Raw genomic sequence first — 16,962 nt, 5'->3', positions numbered from 1 at the left:
AGCGCGTCCGAAGGATGCTCGGCGCGTCCCGACATGAAAAAGCGCCTGGGACGTTCGTCCGCGGGCGCTTTCCGGGTCTTTGTTCAAACCCTTACTTTTGTTTAAGGCCGGGCAGCGGACCGCAGCGACCGCCCTCAGACGCCAAGCCGTCGCGGACGTCGGGATCGCCTTATGTCAGGCAATATGCGGTGCATATTCGTTGGCCGCGAATACGTGATGGTGCACCTTGCCGGTAAAGAGCTGCAGGAGTTCGCCGGTGACCTCGCGGCTCTGCGACCGCACATCGGAGAGAAGTGCCGCGTTCACCGCATCCATATCGGGATAACGAATGGCCAAGGCCATGGCATAGATCGGGGCGCCTTCGTCGCGCTCCATCCCGTCCAGCACCCGGATTTCCTCGGCGCCCGGAAATTTCGTCCAGAGAGGGACGAGCCGCTGCCGCACGAATTCGCGGAATTCCCCTTCTTTACCGGGATGGATTTCGCCTTCAAACAAAGCATAACGAATGATCATAGGTTCTCTTTTCCAAAACTCGCCGGAGCTGGATCGATGGTGGCGGGCTGTCGTAGGATCAGGGCGTATCGATCGATACGCCCTGATTGAGAGGGTTATTTACCCCAGATTTTCTTGTATTGATCGCGATAGCCGTTGTCGGGATCGAAGCTGTTCTTCGGTCCACCGTCAAACTCGACGTTCTGGCTGGTCACCACATGGAGCGGCGACACGTAGCCGGACCATGGAGCTTTCGCAAAGGCGCGGTTCAATTCGTCGACGAGCTGCCAGCCCTGGAGGTTGAGCGGCTCGGCGACCGTGACAGCCTGGAACTGCTTGGCGCGGATACGCTGATAGGCGCTCTCCGAACCGTCGCCGGCTGCGACGTTCACCGGTTTTCCGTCACCGGCAATGCCGGCCGAGGCGAGCGAAGGTCCCATGAAGTCGTAATAGAGGTCGTTGATCGCCAGCGAATGCGTCCACTTCGCGCCATACTTCTGCAGAAGCGACGTAGTGAGCTGCGGCATGCGCTGAGAGGTTTCGGCGATCGGCGTGTCGACATATTCGAGCACCGTACCGCCGAGATCCTCGATCTCCTTCTTCATGCGATCGGCCTTGGCAATCGCGATCGCATAGGTGGAGTCGGTAAAGATGATGACGCCCGGCTTGCCGCCGGCATCGGCAAAGGCCCAGTCCGCCGCGGACTTCGACACTTCCATCGCGTCGGTGGTCACGTTTGCGAAGACGCCGACTTCGGGAACCGGACCGACGGCCGAGGCGGCGTGCCAGGAAACCATCGGAATACCAGCAGCCTTGGCTGCTTCCATCGCCGGCTTCTGCTCGACCGCGTCAAAGCCGTTGATGATGATGCCATCCGGCTTCAGCGCCATGGCCTGGCCGAAGGCCGCGGTCCGCCCGCCGATCGAGCCGGCGCCGTCAAGCGCCTTCACCGTCCAGCCGAGCGCGCCTGCCGCTTCCTGAACGCCATTGACCACGCCGAGGATGCCGCCGTTTTTCATATCACCGGCCAGAATGACGATGTTCTTTCCGGCAGCGCCCTTGGGGCCGCTCGTCGGGCCATCCCAGGCGCTCACCTTGGAAGCATACTTTTCGACCACGGCCTTGGCGTCAGCCATCGAATCGGCCAATGCCGGCATGCTGAGCATAACGGCGACGGTTGCGACCGTTGCCTGCAATAATGTTCTGCGCTTCATGTTCACTCCTCCATTTTGTTTGTTGTGAAATGCCGGGGGTAAACCGGCATCCTCATTTGGATGCGGGTGTGATCCTCCTCACAGCTCCGCGCTTGCGCTGGGCGTAGCCTGCTATGCCGATGGCAATCAGCAGGGTGACGCCGTTGAACAGCGGTTCGACGAAGAACGATCCGCCGAATTGCTGAATTCCTGATATTCCGACCGCCAGGATGATGACGCCGATCAAGGTGCCCCAGACGTTCACCCGTCCGGGCTTGATCGTCGTCGATCCGAGGAACGCGCCGACAAGCGCCGGCAGGAGATATTCGAGGCCGACGCTCGCCTGGCCGATGCGCAGCTTCGAGGCGAGCAGAACCCCGGTCAGAGCCGCGAGCAGCCCCGAGGTGACGAATGCGCCGATCACGAATTTGCGGACCGGAATGCCATTGAGGGCCGCAGCCTTCGGATTGGCGCCGATGGCGTAGAGGTAACGGCCGATCGGCAGGTATTCGAGCACGATCCACATGCAGATGGCGATCAGGAGCACGTAGAAGCCGGTGATCGGCAGGCCGAACAGCGTGGTGCCGTTCAGCGCATAGAAAGCATCAGGCAGGACGCCGACCACCTGTCGGCCGCCGGTGTGCCAGAGCGCAAGCGCGTAGAGGACCGTTCCGGTGCCGAGCGTCGCGATGAAGCTGTCGATTTTCGCAACCTCGACCAGCAGGCCGTTGATGCAGCCGGTCAGAACACCGAGCGCGAGCACGATGACGACCGCGACCGGCCAGGGCAGGCCGTAAGCCGTCTGCAGGCTGATGGCGAGAATGTGCCAAAGCACGATGCCATAACCGACGGTCAGATCGATGCGACCCGACGCCATCGGGATCATCGCAGCCAATGATAGAAGCGCGATGATTGCCTTGTCGGACACGATCGAGCGGACATTCAACAGGGTCGGAAACGTATCGGGCAGAAGGATCGAGAAGATCACGATCAGGCCGACGGTCAGGATCACCAGCCCGTAAACCGGGATCAGGCGTCCGATCTTCTGTCCTGTGGACAGACCGGCCATTTCGCTCTTGGTCGGCTCCAGCGCCGTGGATTCAATGGATTGCATGGCTGTTCTCCCGATGGCTCAAGCGGCTTCCGATGCGGATGCGGCCGTGATGACCGCCTCCGTCGTCAGAGCGCTTCCAGTCAGTTCGCTGACGATTTTCCCGCGCGAGAAGACCAGCGCGCGGTGGCAGATATGGGCGATTTCCTCGAAGTCCGTCGACACCACGACAACCGCGAGACCGGCCTCGAGCGCCTGGGTGATCAGACGGTAGATCTCCGCACGCGCCCCGATGTCGACGCCGGCGGTCGGATCTTCGGCGACCAGCAGCTTGCGGCCGGTCGCCAGCCAGCGGCCGACGACCACTTTCTGCTGGTTGCCGCCCGACAGGGCCTCCACCGGCAGATCCGGATCGTTCGGCCGCAGGCCGACGGAATGGCCGATCTTATGGGCAAGGTCGGCTTCGCCGCGCGGCGACAGGAAGGACAAGAGCCCACGCCCGACGGCTCCCGGATTGAGGTAGGTATTTTCCCGAATGGACAGCGAGAGCGCCACGGATTCCTCCGTCCGGTCACGGGCAATCAAGCCGATGCCCGACGCCATTGCCCCTCGTGGGCTGGAAAGGTCGGGGGCCTCGTCATGCAGAAGAACCGAGCCGTCGAAGGGCTCGCAACCGAACAGGGCGCGGCCGATCCGTTCCTGACCGGCGCCGCGCAATCCAGCCAATCCCAGAAGCTCGCCCTCGCGGATATCGAAGGATATCGGGCCTGTGCCGGCGCAGACGAGATCGCGGACCTCGACGATCGCCTTGCCGGGCGTGATCGCCGTCTTGGAAAAGAGGCTGTCGCCGCTGCGGCCGATGATCATCGTCACCAGCTCTTCGGGGGTGGTCTCGCTGACGGGCTTCTGTCCCACCATGCATCCGTCGCGCAGAACGGCGACCCGATCGGCAATCCGGAAGATTTCGTCCAGCCTGTGGGAAACGTAGATCATGCCGACTCCGCGATCCTTCAACGGACGGATCGCATTGAACAGCCGATCGACTTCATCGGCGGGAAGGCTCGCCGTCGGCTCGTCGAGCACCAGCACGTCAGCTTCGACGGCAAGTGCACGGGCGATGGCGACAAGCGACTTTTCGGTGCGCGACAGCGCCGAGACTCGCGTCGTGGGGTCAAAGTCGCAGCCGACCAGTTTCAAGGCTTCCTTGGCACGCGCCTGCGTCCTGTTCCAATCGATCAGGCCGCGACGCATCGAGAAGCCCTGCGACAGACCCATGTTCTCGCCGACCGTCATCCACTCGATCAAACCGAGATCCTGGTGGATGAAGGCAACCGGCTGCCGCTCGTTCGGCTTGGGGGGACGATGATGGTAGCTCTGGCCGCGAAACAGGATGTCGCCGGTATCGGGCTTGTAGATACCCGCAAGCGTCTTGATGAGCGTCGATTTGCCGGCGCCGTTTTCCCCGAGCAGCGCGAGAATTTCCCCCTCGCGCAGATCGATCGAGACGTCACGCAGCGCTTGCGTGCCGCCGAAACTCTTGGTGATCGACTGGAACTCCAGCAGTCTCTTGGCTTCCACTGTGGCTCCTCCCAAAGCTGCGGTTGTCATGGATGTATGTTATCGATAACATTTATGGATGGTCAAGCGGAAAGATGACGATCTCGAATTTCTCGCAGGGATTGACGTCAGTCGGCCTGAAATCCATCGAGAAGGCGCATCATCTCGGCGGAGTCCTTCGGCCCGAGGCCGGCAGCGCAGAGCAGGCGGTGAATCTCGACCACCGAGCCGGTCATAGGCAATGGCGTCTTCGTCTTCAGCGCAAAGGCTTGAAGCGAATCCAGGTCCTTCAACATGTTGTCGATTCTGCCTGTCGGCGAGAAATCTCGGGCGGCGAATTTCGCCATGAATTCCTGCAAGATGCGGCTGTCCGCCCTGCCGCCGGCAAGGGCGGCCGGAATGGCGGCCGGATCGACGCCGCCGGCTTCAGCGAGCTTGACCGCCTCTGCGACGGCCTGAAACAGCACTGCGCAAAACAGCTGATTGATCAGCTTCGTCGTCTGACCGGCGCCCGATGCACCCATCAGCGTGTAATTGGCGGCAAGATGCCGCATCACCACTCGCGCCCGTTCAAAATCCTCAGCGCTGCCGCCGGCCATGATCGTCAGGCGTCCGCTTAGCGCACCCGGCACGCCGCCGGAGAGCGGGCAATCCACCCATGCCATGCCGGTTTCCCGACGCAACCGCATCGCCATGTCGGCCGTGTCGGCCGGGTCGATCGACGACATGTCGATCAGCAGCTTGTCGGCATTGGCAGCCGCCACAACACCCTTTTCACCGAAGACGACGGCGCGGACGATGCTGGCGTGATTGAGGCTCAACACACAAAACGCCGACCGTGAGACCGCTTCCTCCACGGAGCCGGCCGGGCGCGCGCCCTTGGCCTGCAAAGCCGCGACTTTTTCGGTATCCAGGTCGAAGACCGAGACCTTATGCCCGGTTTCGATCAATCGGGTGACGATCGCCGTCCCCATGATGCCGGCACCGATGACGGCGACATCTGCTCTGTAGTCATCCTGCATGTTAATCTCCTCCCTTGACGGCCATGCCGCTCAGTCCCTTGCAAGCCAGTGCCACAATATCATCCAAGGCATTATCGATCGCCACCGTCACAACACCAGCTTCACCGGTCGGCGGCTCCAGCGTCTGCAACTGGCTGTCGAGCAAAGTCGCGGGCATGAAATGGCCCTGACGGGCCTGCATCCGCGACAGCAACAGGTCGCGGGATCCCTCCAGGAAAACAAAGACCAGCCGCCCGTCCGCCGCCTGCTTCAACCTATCTCGATAGCTTCTCTTGAGAGCCGAACAGGAAACCACCAATCCTTGCGACGTTTCTTGCGCGGTCTTTATTTCCTCGCCGATCCGGTCGAGCCAAGGAAGGCGGTCGTCGTCAGTCAGCGGTATGCCCTGCGCCATTTTCTCGACATTTCCAGCGGGATGGAGCTGGTCACCCTCCAGAAACACCATGCCGTTTTGAGCGGCGACACGTTCTCCAACCGAGGATTTGCCGCAGCCACTGACGCCCATGACAACAATGGCCAGAGGCGATGCCTTTTGCTCGAAATCCATGGTCTCGTCTCTATCAGAGGCAGGTCGTGATGCCGCCGTCGACATAAAGCGTGTGCCCGTTGATGAAGGACGAGCCCCGGCCCGACAGGAAAACGGCGGCGCCGACCAGTTCCTCGACATTGCCCCAGCGTCCGGCCGGCGTTCGCTTCTCGAGCCAGGACGAGAACTCGGGATTGTCGACGAGCGCCTGATTGAGCGGCGTCTTGAAATAGCCCGGCGCAATCGCGTTGATCTGCAGGCCGTACTTGGCCCAGTCGGCGCACATGCCGCGGGTCAGATTGCGCACCGCGCCCTTGGTCGCGGTGTAGGGAGCAATGCCGGGGCGCGCCAGTTCGCTTTGAACGGAGGCGATATTGATGATCTTGCCCTGTCCGCGGGCGATCATGGGTTTGGCCGCTGCCTGGCCGACGTAGAACACGCTCGAAATATTGGTGGTCAGCAGCAGCTCCCATTTGTCCGCCGGGAAATCTTCCAGCGGCGTGCGAAACTGCATGCCGGCATTGTTGATCAGGATGTCGAGCGGCCCGATATCGGCTTCGATTGCGTCGATACCCGCTTTGGCAGCGTCCTTGCTGGTCACATCGAAGATCGCCGCATGGGCAGACAGGCCTTGATCCTTGAGGCTCTCGACCGCGCGGTTGACGCTTTCGGGCGTGCGGCCGTTGATGATGACTTCGGCGCCATACTGCGCCAGGCCTTCAGCCAGCGCATAGCCGATCCCCTGGCTCGAGCCGGTGATCAGGGCACGCCGTCCGGTAAGATCGAACAAGTTCTTCATGCAAATAACTCCTCCGGTTTCGCCGCGGGTGACGGCTTCAACTGCCGCTGACGGTGAAACTCACTTGACATCCCATTTCCGAATTATATGTTATCGATAACATAATCAACTGTCAAAATGCGGGATGGAAACGGAATGCCTAAGGTAGAAATCTTGATGGCCGGAGCTTATCCGGAATGGGACATGGTGGATCTGGAGGCGAACTACCGCGTCCATCGCCTCTGGGAAGCGGCAGACCGACAGGAGCTGATATCAAGGGTCGGCAAGGATATCCGCGCCATAGCGACCCGTGGCGAGCTCGGAGCCTCCGCAGAGTTGATGGCGCAATTGCCGAAACTGGAAATCGTCTCCTGTTACGGCGTCGGCACCGATGCAATCGACTTGTCCTATGCCCGCGCCAACGGCATTCGCGTCACCAACACGCCTGATGTGCTCACCGAGGATGTCGCCGATATCGCCATCGGACTGTTGCTTGCGACGGCAAGGCAGGTCCCGCAGGCCGATGTTCTCGTCCGCTCCGGCCAGTGGGGCAGTGTCGCCATGCCGCTGGTGACGCGCGTCTCGGGCAAGAAGGTGGGGATCGCCGGCATGGGGCGGATCGGCAAGGCAATCGCCAAGAGGGCTGCCGCTTTCGGCTGCGACATCTCCTATTTCGCTCGCAATGATCACCAGGATGTTGCCTACACCTACGAGCCCGACCTGATCGCGCTTGCCGCTTGGGCCGATTTTCTGATCGTCATCGTCCCCGGCGGGGAGGCGACCATGAAGATCATCAACGCTGAAGTGCTTAATGCGCTCGGTCCGAACGGCATCTTGATCAATGTCTCGCGCGGAACGACCGTAGACGAAGGGGCTCTGATCGCAGCCCTTCAAAACCGCACTATTCAGGCTGCGGGCCTTGATGTCTTCCTGAATGAACCCCGGATCGATGCACGTTTCCTGACGCTTCAAAACGCCGTGTTGCAGCCCCATCACGGCTCTGGCACTGTCGAGACCCGCAAGGCCATGGGCCAACTGGTCAGAGACAATCTCGCTGCGCATTTTGCAGGTAGCCCGCTTCCAACTCCCGTCGTGTGAGGGTCCCGATATGAAAGCCATCGTCATTCATGCCGCAAAGGATCTGAGGATCGAAGAGCGCGAGCCGGAGGTTGCCGGCGCCGGGCAGGTGGAGATTGCCATCGAAGCCGGCGGCATCTGCGGTTCCGACCTGCATTATTACAACCATGGTGGGTTTGGTACGGTTCGCCTGCGCGAACCGATGATCCTCGGCCATGAGATCGCCGGGACGGTCAAGGCGCTGGGCTCCGGCGTCGCCGACCTCGCCGTCGGAGACCGTGTCGCGGTTTCTCCGAGCCGTCCGTGCAACCATTGCCAATATTGCCTGAAGGGACAGCAAAACCACTGCCTCAACATGCGGTTTTACGGCAGTGCCATGCCGATGCCGCATATTCAGGGCGGCTTTCGCCAGCGGCTGGTGGCGGAGCGTTGGCAGTGCCACAAGGTCGCGGACGGCATTTCCATTCACGAGGCCGCCTTTGCCGAACCCTTTGCGGTGACGCTGCATGCGGCAAACCGCGCCGGGTCGCTGCTGGGCAAACGGGTGCTGGTCACCGGTTGCGGCCCCATTGGGATGTTGGCGATCGTCGCGGCGCGCGTCCTCGGCGCCCGTGAGATCGTCGCGACCGACGTGACCGACAGCGTTCTGGCGATTGCCCGCACCAGCGGCGCCGACCGAACGATCAATGTTGCCACACATGCTTCCGACCTCGCGGCCTACAGTGCCGAAAAGGGATATTTCGATGTCATGTTCGAAGCGTCGGGAAATGAGCGGGCGGTGCGCGCCGGCTTGGAGACGCTTAAGCCCCGCGCTGTTCTCGTGCAGCTCGGCCTTGGCGGCGATGTTTCCATTCCGCAGAACATGATCGTTGCGAAGGAAATCGAGATGCGCGGCACATTCCGTTTTCACGAGGAATTTGCGCTGGCCGTCGAACTGATCAACGCGCGTCGCGTCGATCTGAAGCCGCTGCTGACAGGTGTCTTTGGGATCGAAGAGGCCGTCGCCGCCTTCGAGCTGGCGGGCGATCGCAGCAAGTCCATGAAAGTCCAGATCGCCTTTTGACCGGCCGTATAATTCCTTAAATCGGAATCGATTTGAGGATAAAATTATCCAGCTATTCAAAACGTTACAGCGCCGCGCATCCGAAAAGACGCGCGGCGCTTTAGTCTCAAACGGTCGGCGCGCCGTTCCGGTCCGTGCTTTCGCGCAAGACAACCTTGTAGCCCGTCAATGTGATCTCATCGCCGGTCGCCTCGCCGGTATGGAGGGCATCCATCAGGCGGGCGGCCGCCTGGCGGCCGATGCCATAACAGTCCACATTGATGGTCGTGATGCGCGGATGACAGATGGATGAGATCTCGTAATCGCCGAAACCGGCAATGGCGATATCTTTTGGAACCTTCATTCCCCGGCGCGTGCATTCCATGATGGCGCCGAAGGCGGAAAGGTCGGAGACGCAGAGAACCACCTCCGTGTCCGGCCAGCGCTCCAGCAGGCTGACGATCGCCTGGCCACCCTGTTCCATGGTGATGGGCGGCACGCCGAAGGAAATCATCCGTCCCGGTCCGAGGCCGAGTTCTTCGACAGTCTTCTGGAAACCGCTGCGCCGCTGGCTGCCGCGCGTATCGCGCGCCGTCGTTCCGCCGATATAGCCGAACTTCCGATATCCCTGACTGGCAAGCGTCCGCACCAGCAGGGCCATCGCCTCGCTGTTGGAAAAGCCGACGACCTGATTGATCGGATTTTCCGGAAGCTCCCAGGTCTCGACAACGGGAATGCCGGCTTTTGCCAGCATGCGCCGCGCGCGCGCCGTGTGCGAACCTCCGGTCAGGATGATGCCTTCAGGACGGCGGCGCAGCATCGCCTCGATCAACTCTTCTTCCTTCTCCGCCGAATAGTCGGTATAGCCGAGAAGGAGCTGAAGGCCGGTATTCTGCAGCGCATCGGTCATGCCGCGGGCGGTGTCAGAAAAATTCGAATTGTTGATCGAGGGCACCAGGGCGGCGATGAAGCCGCTCCGCCGCGACGAAAGACTGCCGGCAGACAGGTCGAGCACATAGCCGAGTGCGTCGACGGCCTCCATGATGCGCTTCCGGGTCTCCTCGGAAACGCTCGCATCCTGACGAAAGGCACGCGACACGGTCATGGCAGACACACCGACATATTTGGCGACCTCCGCCATCGTCAGCTTTTGAGCTTCTCCCGGCTTGAGACGCTTGTCTTTCGGCTCATCCTCGTTTTTCACTGATCTCCGCTTTCACAAAGCTTCCGAATTCAAGACACGATAAAGTTATCGCTATCATCGCACAATCGATATTATTGCAGGAATTCACCATTCCACCGTCCAAAAACCAAGATTCCAGAGGCATTTTCGCAAAGCTCGGCAGATCGCTATCTGTACGAAGCCATCAGAACACGGCAAGATGATATCGATAACAATTTAAGGAAATGGAGGAGCATCATGTTCGGGCAAATTGACGGTACGGGGTTTGAGGTTCTCGACCCGCGTTTCGAAAGCTGCTTCGTCGGTCACGCCCGCGTCGAGCGGCTTTGGACCGGCGGACGCTGGTTGGAGGGACCGGCCTGGTTTGCGGCCGGGCGGTATCTCGTTTTCTCGGATATCCCCAACAACCGGATGATGCGCTACGACGATACCAGCGGTCAGACGTCAGTATTCCGCTCGCCCAGCAACAACTCGAATGGCAACACCGTCGACAATCAGGGCCGGCTGATCACCTGCGAGCATCTGACGCGCCGTGTCACGCGCACGGATTTCGACGGCAGGATCACCGTTCTGGCCGATCGAATTGCAGGCAAACGGCTCAATTCGCCAAACGACGTCACCGTCAAGTCCGACGGGACCATCTGGTTCACCGACCCGAGCTACGGCATCCTCCACGACTACGAGGGCGACTATGGCGAGGCGGAAATCGGCGGATGCCACGTCTACCGGCATGATCCGGCAAAAGGCACGACCGATCAGGTGACCTCCGACTTCGTCAAGCCGAACGGACTGGCCTTTTCCCCGGATGAGACGTTGCTCTACATTGCCGACACCGGCGCAACGCACCTGCCCGGCGGTCCGCGTCATATCAGAAAGCTCGCAGTCTCGAATGAGGGAAGGCTGAGCGATCTCGGCGTTTTCGCAGAATGCACCTCAGGCCTGTTCGATGGTTTTCGCGTCGATCGGAAGGGCAGGATATGGACGAGCGCCGGCGATGGTGTGCACGCTTACGATCCGGATGGAACGTTGATCGGCAAGATCCATATTCCCGAGCTTGTCTCCAACGTCACTTTCGGCGGAGAGAAATTGAACCGTCTCTTCATCACCGCGAGCACGTCTCTCTACGCTGTTTATCTCACAGCCAACGGGTCGAGACTGGGATGATCACTAAGCAGGGGCCGCCCCTTTGGGACGGCCTCTCGTTTGGTACAGTTTTGTGCCTCTTGCCTCACCGTTGACTGAGGCCGGCCGCCAGCCGAACGAGACCGAGGAAATCCGACCTGTAACCGAAGCTATCCACCCCTCGCGATGCCGCGGCGAGATCGGCGATTGCCTGATAGGAATAGGTGTCGACGGCCGCGACATGGCTGAGTTTCTGGCCGAAGGCTGCGACGGCCACCGAGAAGCGGACATCCTGCGGCGCGGCATCGACGGTGGCGACCGCGTTGCCGTCATCGACAGGCGTGGTGATGAGAGCGCTCTTGTCCTCTCCCGGCTTTTTGTAGCGCATCTTGACGAAGGCAAGCTCGCCTTGATGGGCGCTGTCGGAGACCTCGGCCGACGCCTTATCGGCTGCGCCATACCGCAGATCGTCATTCATCACCGCGGGGCTTCCCTTCGGCGTAATCTCGTAAATCGCCGTGACACTGTGGCCGGAGCCGATATCGCCGGCGTCGACACGGTCATTGTTGAAGTCCTCACGCTTCAGCGCCCGCGTCTCGTAGCCGATCAGCCGGTATTCGGCGATCCGTTCCGGGTTGAACTCGACCTGGAACTTGACGTCGCTGGCGATCGGAAACAGCGTCGATTCGGCCTCTTCGACCAGCGTCTTTTGCGCTTCCGCCAAGGTGTCGATATAGGCAGCACTGCCATTGCCGTTCTGGGCGAGCGTCTGCATCAGGGAATCGTTGAGATTGCCCCGCCCGAAACCGAGAACGGTGAGGAAGATGCCGTCCTTGCGCCTCTCTTCGATGATGCGCTTCAAATCCTCGTCGCTCGACGGGCCGACATTGAAATCGCCATCCGTCGCCAGCATCACCCGGTTGACGCCGTCCTTGACGAAGCCCTGCTTGGCAAGATTGTAGGCCGCCTCGATGCCTTCGGCGCCACCGGTCGAGCCGCCGGGCTCCAGTCCGTCGATTGCCGAGAGGATCTTCGATTTCTCCGCCACGCGTGTCGGCTGGAGCACCGTGCCGGCATTGCCGGCATAGGTGACGATCGAGACGGTATCGTCGGGTTTCAGCCTGTTGACCAGCAGCCGGAAGGCGCTCTTCAGCAGCGGCAGCTTGTCCGGCTCGTCCATCGAGCCCGACACGTCGATCAGGAAGACAAGATTGGCATGCGGCGTGGTCACCGGCGCGATGTCATAGCCCTTGATCGCCACATGCATCAATTCCGTGTCGTGGTTCCACGGCGTCGGCATCACCGTCACGGTCGCCTTGAAAGGCTGATCGGCATTATCGGGACCCGGCCAGTCATAGGGGAAATAATTGATCATCTCCTCGACGCGGACCGATTGCGGATCGGGCATCGCCCCGCCTGTCAACGACCGGCGGACGAAGGCATAGGACGCGCTGTCGACATCGGCGGAGAAGGTCGAGACCGGATCTGTCGCGACGCTCTTGATCGGATTTGCCGCCGCATTGGCAAAGCGCTCGCGATTGGGATCGAGCTGAATCTGGACACGCCCCTCCGCAGGCGGCGCAGGCGAGGGGGCAATGGCGGCCATCGGTTCGGCCAATTGCCGTTGGGGGACGATGCCTGGTGTGGCAGGCACGGAGCGTTTGGCCCCTCCGAGTGCGGCGGCAGAACCTTCCGATTTATTCAGGAGAGTGGATATCTCGTCGGCGCTGAAATCAGGAAGCTGCGACGCAGCCGATTTCGCGGCGGCTTGCCGCTCCTTGTCCCGCAAAACTTGCGCGCTGTCAGCAGCGGGTTGTTCGGCAAGTCCGCTCGTTTCGGGGGTTGCCGGCCGAAGCTGAGGCACAACCGTAATGGGTTTCGCAGACTGGCGCGCCGCTTCGTCGATCGGTTTCGGCGCGTTATTCTTCGAAAGGTTACCGGCAATCTCCGTCTGGTCGACGATCGGCGATCCGTTGCGGGTCAGCTCGATCGCGAGATAACCGGCGGCCGGAATGACCAGCAGCGTCGCAAGGGCTGAACCGGCGAGGAATTTCTTGTTCATGACAGGGCTCCATATCCAGTTGATGATGGAGCTTTGACGCCAGCCTTTCGTATTTCCTTGGGGCACCGTCGCATTATTTTCCGCGGTGTCGAAAGCCTGCATCGCAGCAGCAAGCGCACGCGAGCGCGCCTCCGGATCGGGTGCCGGGGGCGGGAGACGGGAGAGCTTTTCGAGTTCCTTGTCCACGGTCATACCTCTTCCTTGCCGAGCACGGCCTTCAGCCTCTTGCGCGCCTCATGAACCTGCCAGGACACGGTCGCCTCCGAGCAGCCCATGACATCGGCTGCGGCAGAATGGCTGAGACCTTCGCCGTAAACGAGCAGCACCGCGTCGCATTGCCTTTCCGGCAAGGCGCGCACGGCGGCCCATAATTCGCTCGATAGCTCGTCGTCATTTCCGGCCGGCTTATCCTGCTGCGGTTCGGCGGCGTAGGCGCGGAATGTCTGCTCCTCTCGTGCAAGCTTGCGTCTATGGTCGCGGGCGGCGTTGAGCGTCAGAGTATAGAGCCATGTCCTGAAGCGGCTGGCGCCGCGAAAGCTGCGGATGGCCGCGCCGAGCTTGACGCAAACCTCCTGGGCGATGTCGTCGGCATCCGCGGAACTGCCAGACCACCGCCACGCCGTCGCGTGGACGAAGTCATAATGGCGCGAGACCAGTTGCCCAAAGGCCTCCCGGTCACCGCCCTGCGCTCGTTCGATGAGCTCCGCGTCCAATTCCGCACCTACCCCATGCTACCAAGCAAGATGCTATTTCCAGATTGAGACGCTTCTCGGATGGCTTTCCTTGGGCCGATGGCGAAAAAATTATCAGGAATTTTGAGTTGGCGCGACATTCACGGGTCGCGGCCAGACAGATCGTCCGTGTCACAGAGGCGCATGATGAGGACAGAGTCGGCCAGGGACATGATCTGTCATGTCCCAAATCGCGAAAGGACCTCCATGTCCGCTCAACCACCTGCCCCCACCGAAAGGGGCATCCTGCAGTTTCTGGCGATTTGCGATTCCTTCTATCCGCCAGACGCCGTTCAAGCATCGATCGAACAGCAGCGACATTGGTACGACGCTCTTTGCGCGCGTTTCGACCGCCCGCTGCCCCCGGAGATGATCTTTGCGGACGGGATGCTGCAGCGCATACCGATCCGGCGTTACCGTCCGCGGAAAATCAGCACGCGCACCATTCTTCTCTATCTTCATGGCGGCGGCTTCGTTGTCGGTTCGCTCGAGAGCCATCATGCCATCTGCGCCGAGATCGCCGATTTTGCCGGCGCGGAACTCGTTTCGGTCGATTACCGGCTGGCCCCTGAATATCGCTGGCCGGCGCAGACGGATGACGGCTTTACCGTGTTGAAGCATCTGCTTTCCGCCAACAGCAAGGTCGTGCTGATCGGCGACAGCGCTGGGGCTAATCTGGCGGCGGGGCTTGCGTTGCGCGCGCGCGACGAGGGCCTGTCAGGCGTCGTCGGCCAAGTCCTGATCTATCCGGCGCTCGGCGGAGACCTTACTGGAGGCTCCTATGTCGAAATGGCCGCGGTCCCCGGATTGACGACGGCGGATGTCGCCTATTATCGCGAGATCTTGCAGGCGCCAGCAGGCAACGAGATTGCCGAACCGCTGCAGGCAGCTTCGCTTGCCGGGCTGCCGCCGTCCTTCATCACGGTCGCGCATTTCGATCCGCTCCGGGACGACGGCCGGCACTATGCCGCCCGGCTCACCGCGGAGGGCGTCGAAGTCTGGTTCCGGGAGGAGCCGCAGATGGTGCACGCGTGGCTCCGCGCCCGCCACATGAGCGATGGCGCCCGCGACGGCTTCCGTGCCGTCTGCGAGGCCATTCGGCGTTTGGCGATCGGCTGATGATCACATGAGGTCGCGCGCGATCCGCTTTTCCGCAAAGACCTTTTCGAAGATCTGCACGTCGTCCTCGAAAGCGGTGACGACAGCGCTGATGACCCAATCGGTCCGGGTGCAGGCAATCCGCGCGGTCGCCACCGTGCGGGCGAACCAGCCGGGGCGGCGCATGTCGCAGGTCCAGGTCGAGACCCCGGTCATCGACAGCGGATTATCGGGCGCAATCGACCAGACTTCCTCCCGCAATTGCCGGGTGGAGAGACCTGTCTGCGGGTGTTCGGTGAGCCCGGTATCCTCGTGGATGTGATAGTCCGTCCGGGCGGCCGAGAGATTCCGGACGACCTGCCGCTTCGTCGCGGCCGCCGCGTGCTCGATATATTTCGGCAGCGGATCGGCATTGGCCGGTTCCTTGATGTCGATCCGCTGGTGCTCGCCGAGCATCGGCAGCCCTAAGCCGAGTGCCGCGATATCGACCTCGATGCCTTCGTCATCAGGCGGCGGCAGGATCATCGGCCAATATGCGGTGGAGAGCGAAAGGCGGATGCGATGCCCCTTGCGGAAGCGATAACCGCAAGCATCGAGCACGAGCCGGATCGACACCTTCTCGCCTGAGGTCAGCGGCTTGGGATCTGCATTGCCGTCCCGGTGAGTGAGATTGACGACGCCGAAGGCGACACGTGTTGCCGTGCCATCCGGATGGACATCGATGAGCCGGGCGCAGAGATTTCCGCCCGCCGCCCGAGAGCGCAGCGCAAGCGTGAGCACGGGCCGGCCGAGATAGTCGTAATCGCCAGTAAGCGGCGTCGTATCGAAGACCAGCGAGCCGGCATCGTCCGAGCGCTGATCGATCGCCATTTCGGCGTCGGGCTTCAGCGTGAAATATTCACCGGATGCCGTCCCGGTGTCGAGCGGAGAGCGGAGATAGACGGGATGTTCGGGCGCATGCGGGATCGGCATGCCTTCCGTCAGCTTGCCGAACTGCTCGACATAGAAGCACTGCATCTGTGGCGGCGACCAGACGTCCTTGGCGACCCAGAAGCCCGGATCGCTGTCACGTCGCGGGGCAGGGCGGACGGCATCGAGAATATAGGCGCGGGCCTGCGGCAGCCTGTCGATCCCATTGTCCTCGCCCCGCAGCCATTTGTTCCACCAGGCGATCGCTTCGCCATGGAAATCCGTGCGCGGCTTCGGCCAGGCAAAGTGCGGATATTTGTGAACCCACGGACCAATCAGCGCCTTCGCTTTGCCGCCCAGGCCTTCGACCGCCATCAGAGGCGTATTGCGGTAGCCGTCCGCCCAGCCGGCAATCACCAGTGCAGGGATCTCCACGCTCGAAAAGTCCTCTGAGATCGAGCCGTGACGCCAGAAATCGTCGCGCCGCTGGTGGCTCAACCACTCTTCCATGAAGAAGGGTTCGCCTGCCAGGCGTTCCAGCCACATCTGCTTCCAGCGTTCGCCGACAAGCCCAGGATCGGGCGGCCGCGACTGGTAGCCGAGCATCGTTGCCGCCCATGAGAGCTGGGCGGAGAGATGGCAGCCGTTCTTGTAGTGGATGTCGTCATTGTAGCGGTCGACGGTCGAGGCGATCGATATGACGGCCTTCAGCGCCGGCGGGCGCAATGCTGCGACCTGCAGGCTGTTGAAGCCGCCCCAGGAGATGCCCATCATGCCGACCGAGCCGTTCGACCATGGCTGCGCGGCAATCCAGGCGATCAGCTCGCAGGCATTGGCAAGCTCGCATTCGGTATATTCGCCGTCGATGACGCCGTCGGATTCTCCGGATCCGCGGATATCGACGCGCACGCCGGCAATGCCTGCGGCCGCGAATACTGGGTAGGTCGACTCGTCCCTGAGGCAGGTTCCGTCCCGTTTGCGATAGGGCAGGAATTCGAAGACGGCGGGAACGGGATCTTCCCTAGCGCCATCCGGCATCCAGATGCGCGCGGCAAGCCGCGTCCCATCCTTCAGCGTAATCCATTCATTCTCGATGGTGGTGAAGCCGCGCGAGGTCAT

The 16,962-nt window shown here is 61.5% G+C and carries 15 protein-coding genes; 4 read left to right on the top strand and 11 right to left on the bottom strand.

Annotated elements, in window-relative coordinates:
• Positions 1–174: 174 nt before the first annotated feature.
• The 7 genes from RLCC275e_RS32360 to RLCC275e_RS32330 form a co-directional block, all read right to left on the bottom strand.
• Positions 175–513, bottom strand: a complete 339-nt coding sequence (locus RLCC275e_RS32360) for a hypothetical protein (protein ID WP_029873593.1) — start codon at positions 511–513, stop codon at positions 175–177.
• 95 nt (positions 514–608) lie between these two features.
• Positions 609–1,706 carry an ABC transporter substrate-binding protein gene (locus tag RLCC275e_RS32355; protein WP_029873594.1) on the bottom strand — a complete coding sequence of 366 codons (1,098 nt, stop codon included), beginning with the start codon at positions 1,704–1,706 and terminating at the stop codon, positions 609–611.
• Between the two features lie 52 nt (positions 1,707–1,758).
• Positions 1,759–2,799, bottom strand: a complete 1,041-nt coding sequence (locus RLCC275e_RS32350) for an ABC transporter permease (protein WP_033184151.1) — start codon at positions 2,797–2,799, stop codon at positions 1,759–1,761.
• An 18-nt stretch (positions 2,800–2,817) separates the two neighbouring features.
• Positions 2,818–4,314, bottom strand: coding sequence for a sugar ABC transporter ATP-binding protein (locus tag RLCC275e_RS32345; RefSeq protein WP_033184152.1), 1,497 nt, complete (start codon positions 4,312–4,314; stop codon positions 2,818–2,820).
• 107 nt (positions 4,315–4,421) lie between these two features.
• Positions 4,422–5,315 carry an NAD(P)-dependent oxidoreductase gene (locus tag RLCC275e_RS32340; protein WP_033184153.1) on the bottom strand — a complete coding sequence of 298 codons (894 nt, stop codon included), beginning with the start codon at positions 5,313–5,315 and terminating at the stop codon, positions 4,422–4,424.
• Between the two features lies 1 nt (position 5,316).
• Positions 5,317–5,862: a gluconokinase gene (locus tag RLCC275e_RS32335; RefSeq protein ID WP_033184154.1), complete on the bottom strand. Its 546-nt coding sequence runs from the start codon at positions 5,860–5,862 to the stop codon at positions 5,317–5,319.
• A gap of 13 nt (positions 5,863–5,875) precedes the next feature.
• Positions 5,876–6,640 (bottom strand): SDR family oxidoreductase, encoded by a 765-nt coding sequence (locus RLCC275e_RS32330; RefSeq protein ID WP_033184155.1) that lies wholly within the window; start codon positions 6,638–6,640, stop codon positions 5,876–5,878.
• Between the two features lie 135 nt (positions 6,641–6,775).
• Between RLCC275e_RS32330 and RLCC275e_RS32325 the strand changes: the two genes are divergently transcribed.
• Positions 6,776–7,717: a 2-hydroxyacid dehydrogenase gene (locus RLCC275e_RS32325; protein ID WP_033184156.1), complete on the top strand. Its 942-nt coding sequence runs from the start codon at positions 6,776–6,778 to the stop codon at positions 7,715–7,717.
• A 10-nt stretch (positions 7,718–7,727) separates the two neighbouring features.
• Positions 7,728–8,759, top strand: coding sequence for an L-idonate 5-dehydrogenase (locus tag RLCC275e_RS32320; RefSeq protein WP_033184157.1), 1,032 nt, complete (start codon positions 7,728–7,730; stop codon positions 8,757–8,759).
• Between the two features lie 106 nt (positions 8,760–8,865).
• On the opposite strand, the gene RLCC275e_RS32315 is transcribed toward RLCC275e_RS32320, so the two are convergent.
• Positions 8,866–9,942: a LacI family DNA-binding transcriptional regulator gene (locus RLCC275e_RS32315; protein WP_029873602.1), complete on the bottom strand. Its 1,077-nt coding sequence runs from the start codon at positions 9,940–9,942 to the stop codon at positions 8,866–8,868.
• A 216-nt stretch (positions 9,943–10,158) separates the two neighbouring features.
• Between RLCC275e_RS32315 and RLCC275e_RS32310 the strand changes: the two genes are divergently transcribed.
• The gene (locus RLCC275e_RS32310; RefSeq protein WP_029873603.1) at positions 10,159–11,085 is read left to right on the top strand and encodes an SMP-30/gluconolactonase/LRE family protein; all 927 of its coding nucleotides are present in this window, start codon (positions 10,159–10,161) and stop codon (positions 11,083–11,085) included.
• Between the two features lie 64 nt (positions 11,086–11,149).
• On the opposite strand, the gene RLCC275e_RS32305 is transcribed toward RLCC275e_RS32310, so the two are convergent.
• On the bottom strand, positions 11,150–13,297 hold the full coding sequence (locus tag RLCC275e_RS32305; RefSeq protein ID WP_033184158.1) for a vWA domain-containing protein: 2,148 nt from the start codon (positions 13,295–13,297) through the stop codon (positions 11,150–11,152).
• Complete coding sequence (locus RLCC275e_RS32300; RefSeq protein ID WP_033184159.1) at positions 13,294–13,818, bottom strand: RNA polymerase sigma factor; 525 nt, start codon at positions 13,816–13,818, stop codon at positions 13,294–13,296. Before RLCC275e_RS32300 ends, RLCC275e_RS32305 begins: the two co-directional genes overlap by 4 nt.
• 225 nt (positions 13,819–14,043) lie before the next feature.
• On the opposite strand from RLCC275e_RS32300, the gene RLCC275e_RS32295 reads away from it, so the two are divergent.
• On the top strand, positions 14,044–14,955 hold the full coding sequence (locus tag RLCC275e_RS32295) for an alpha/beta hydrolase (protein WP_033184160.1): 912 nt from the start codon (positions 14,044–14,046) through the stop codon (positions 14,953–14,955).
• 3 nt (positions 14,956–14,958) lie between these two features.
• Here RLCC275e_RS32295 and RLCC275e_RS32290 read toward each other — a convergent pair whose 3' ends face one another.
• Positions 14,959–16,962, bottom strand: a complete 2,004-nt coding sequence (locus RLCC275e_RS32290) for a CocE/NonD family hydrolase (protein ID WP_033184330.1) — start codon at positions 16,960–16,962, stop codon at positions 14,959–14,961.

Source organism: Rhizobium brockwellii (assembly GCF_000769405.2).
In the GTDB taxonomy this organism is placed as follows: domain Bacteria; phylum Pseudomonadota; class Alphaproteobacteria; order Rhizobiales; family Rhizobiaceae; genus Rhizobium; species Rhizobium brockwellii.
This window is presented reverse-complemented; position numbering and strand designations above follow the sequence as displayed.

Bases quoted from the DNA above. Each gene is read 5' to 3' on its own strand.
- RLCC275e_RS32350 (WP_033184151.1), bottom strand. From the start codon at position 2,799: ATGCAATCCATTGAATCCACGGCGCTGGAGCCGACCAAGAGCGAAATG.
- RLCC275e_RS32360 (WP_029873593.1), bottom strand. From the start codon at position 513: ATGATCATTCGTTATGCTTTGTTTGAAGGCGAAATCCATCCCGGTAAA.
- RLCC275e_RS32355 (WP_029873594.1), bottom strand. From the start codon at position 1,706: ATGAAGCGCAGAACATTATTGCAGGCAACGGTCGCAACCGTCGCCGTT.
- RLCC275e_RS32335 (WP_033184154.1), bottom strand. From the start codon at position 5,862: ATGGATTTCGAGCAAAAGGCATCGCCTCTGGCCATTGTTGTCATGGGC.
- RLCC275e_RS32305 (WP_033184158.1), bottom strand. From the start codon at position 13,297: ATGACCGTGGACAAGGAACTCGAAAAGCTCTCCCGTCTCCCGCCCCCG.
- RLCC275e_RS32320 (WP_033184157.1), top strand. From the start codon at position 7,728: ATGAAAGCCATCGTCATTCATGCCGCAAAGGATCTGAGGATCGAAGAG.
- RLCC275e_RS32290 (WP_033184330.1), bottom strand. From the start codon at position 16,962: ATGACCTCGCGCGGCTTCACCACCATCGAGAATGAATGGATTACGCTG.
- RLCC275e_RS32295 (WP_033184160.1), top strand. From the start codon at position 14,044: ATGTCCGCTCAACCACCTGCCCCCACCGAAAGGGGCATCCTGCAGTTT.
- RLCC275e_RS32330 (WP_033184155.1), bottom strand. From the start codon at position 6,640: ATGAAGAACTTGTTCGATCTTACCGGACGGCGTGCCCTGATCACCGGC.
- RLCC275e_RS32340 (WP_033184153.1), bottom strand. From the start codon at position 5,315: ATGCAGGATGACTACAGAGCAGATGTCGCCGTCATCGGTGCCGGCATC.
- RLCC275e_RS32325 (WP_033184156.1), top strand. From the start codon at position 6,776: ATGCCTAAGGTAGAAATCTTGATGGCCGGAGCTTATCCGGAATGGGAC.
- RLCC275e_RS32310 (WP_029873603.1), top strand. From the start codon at position 10,159: ATGTTCGGGCAAATTGACGGTACGGGGTTTGAGGTTCTCGACCCGCGT.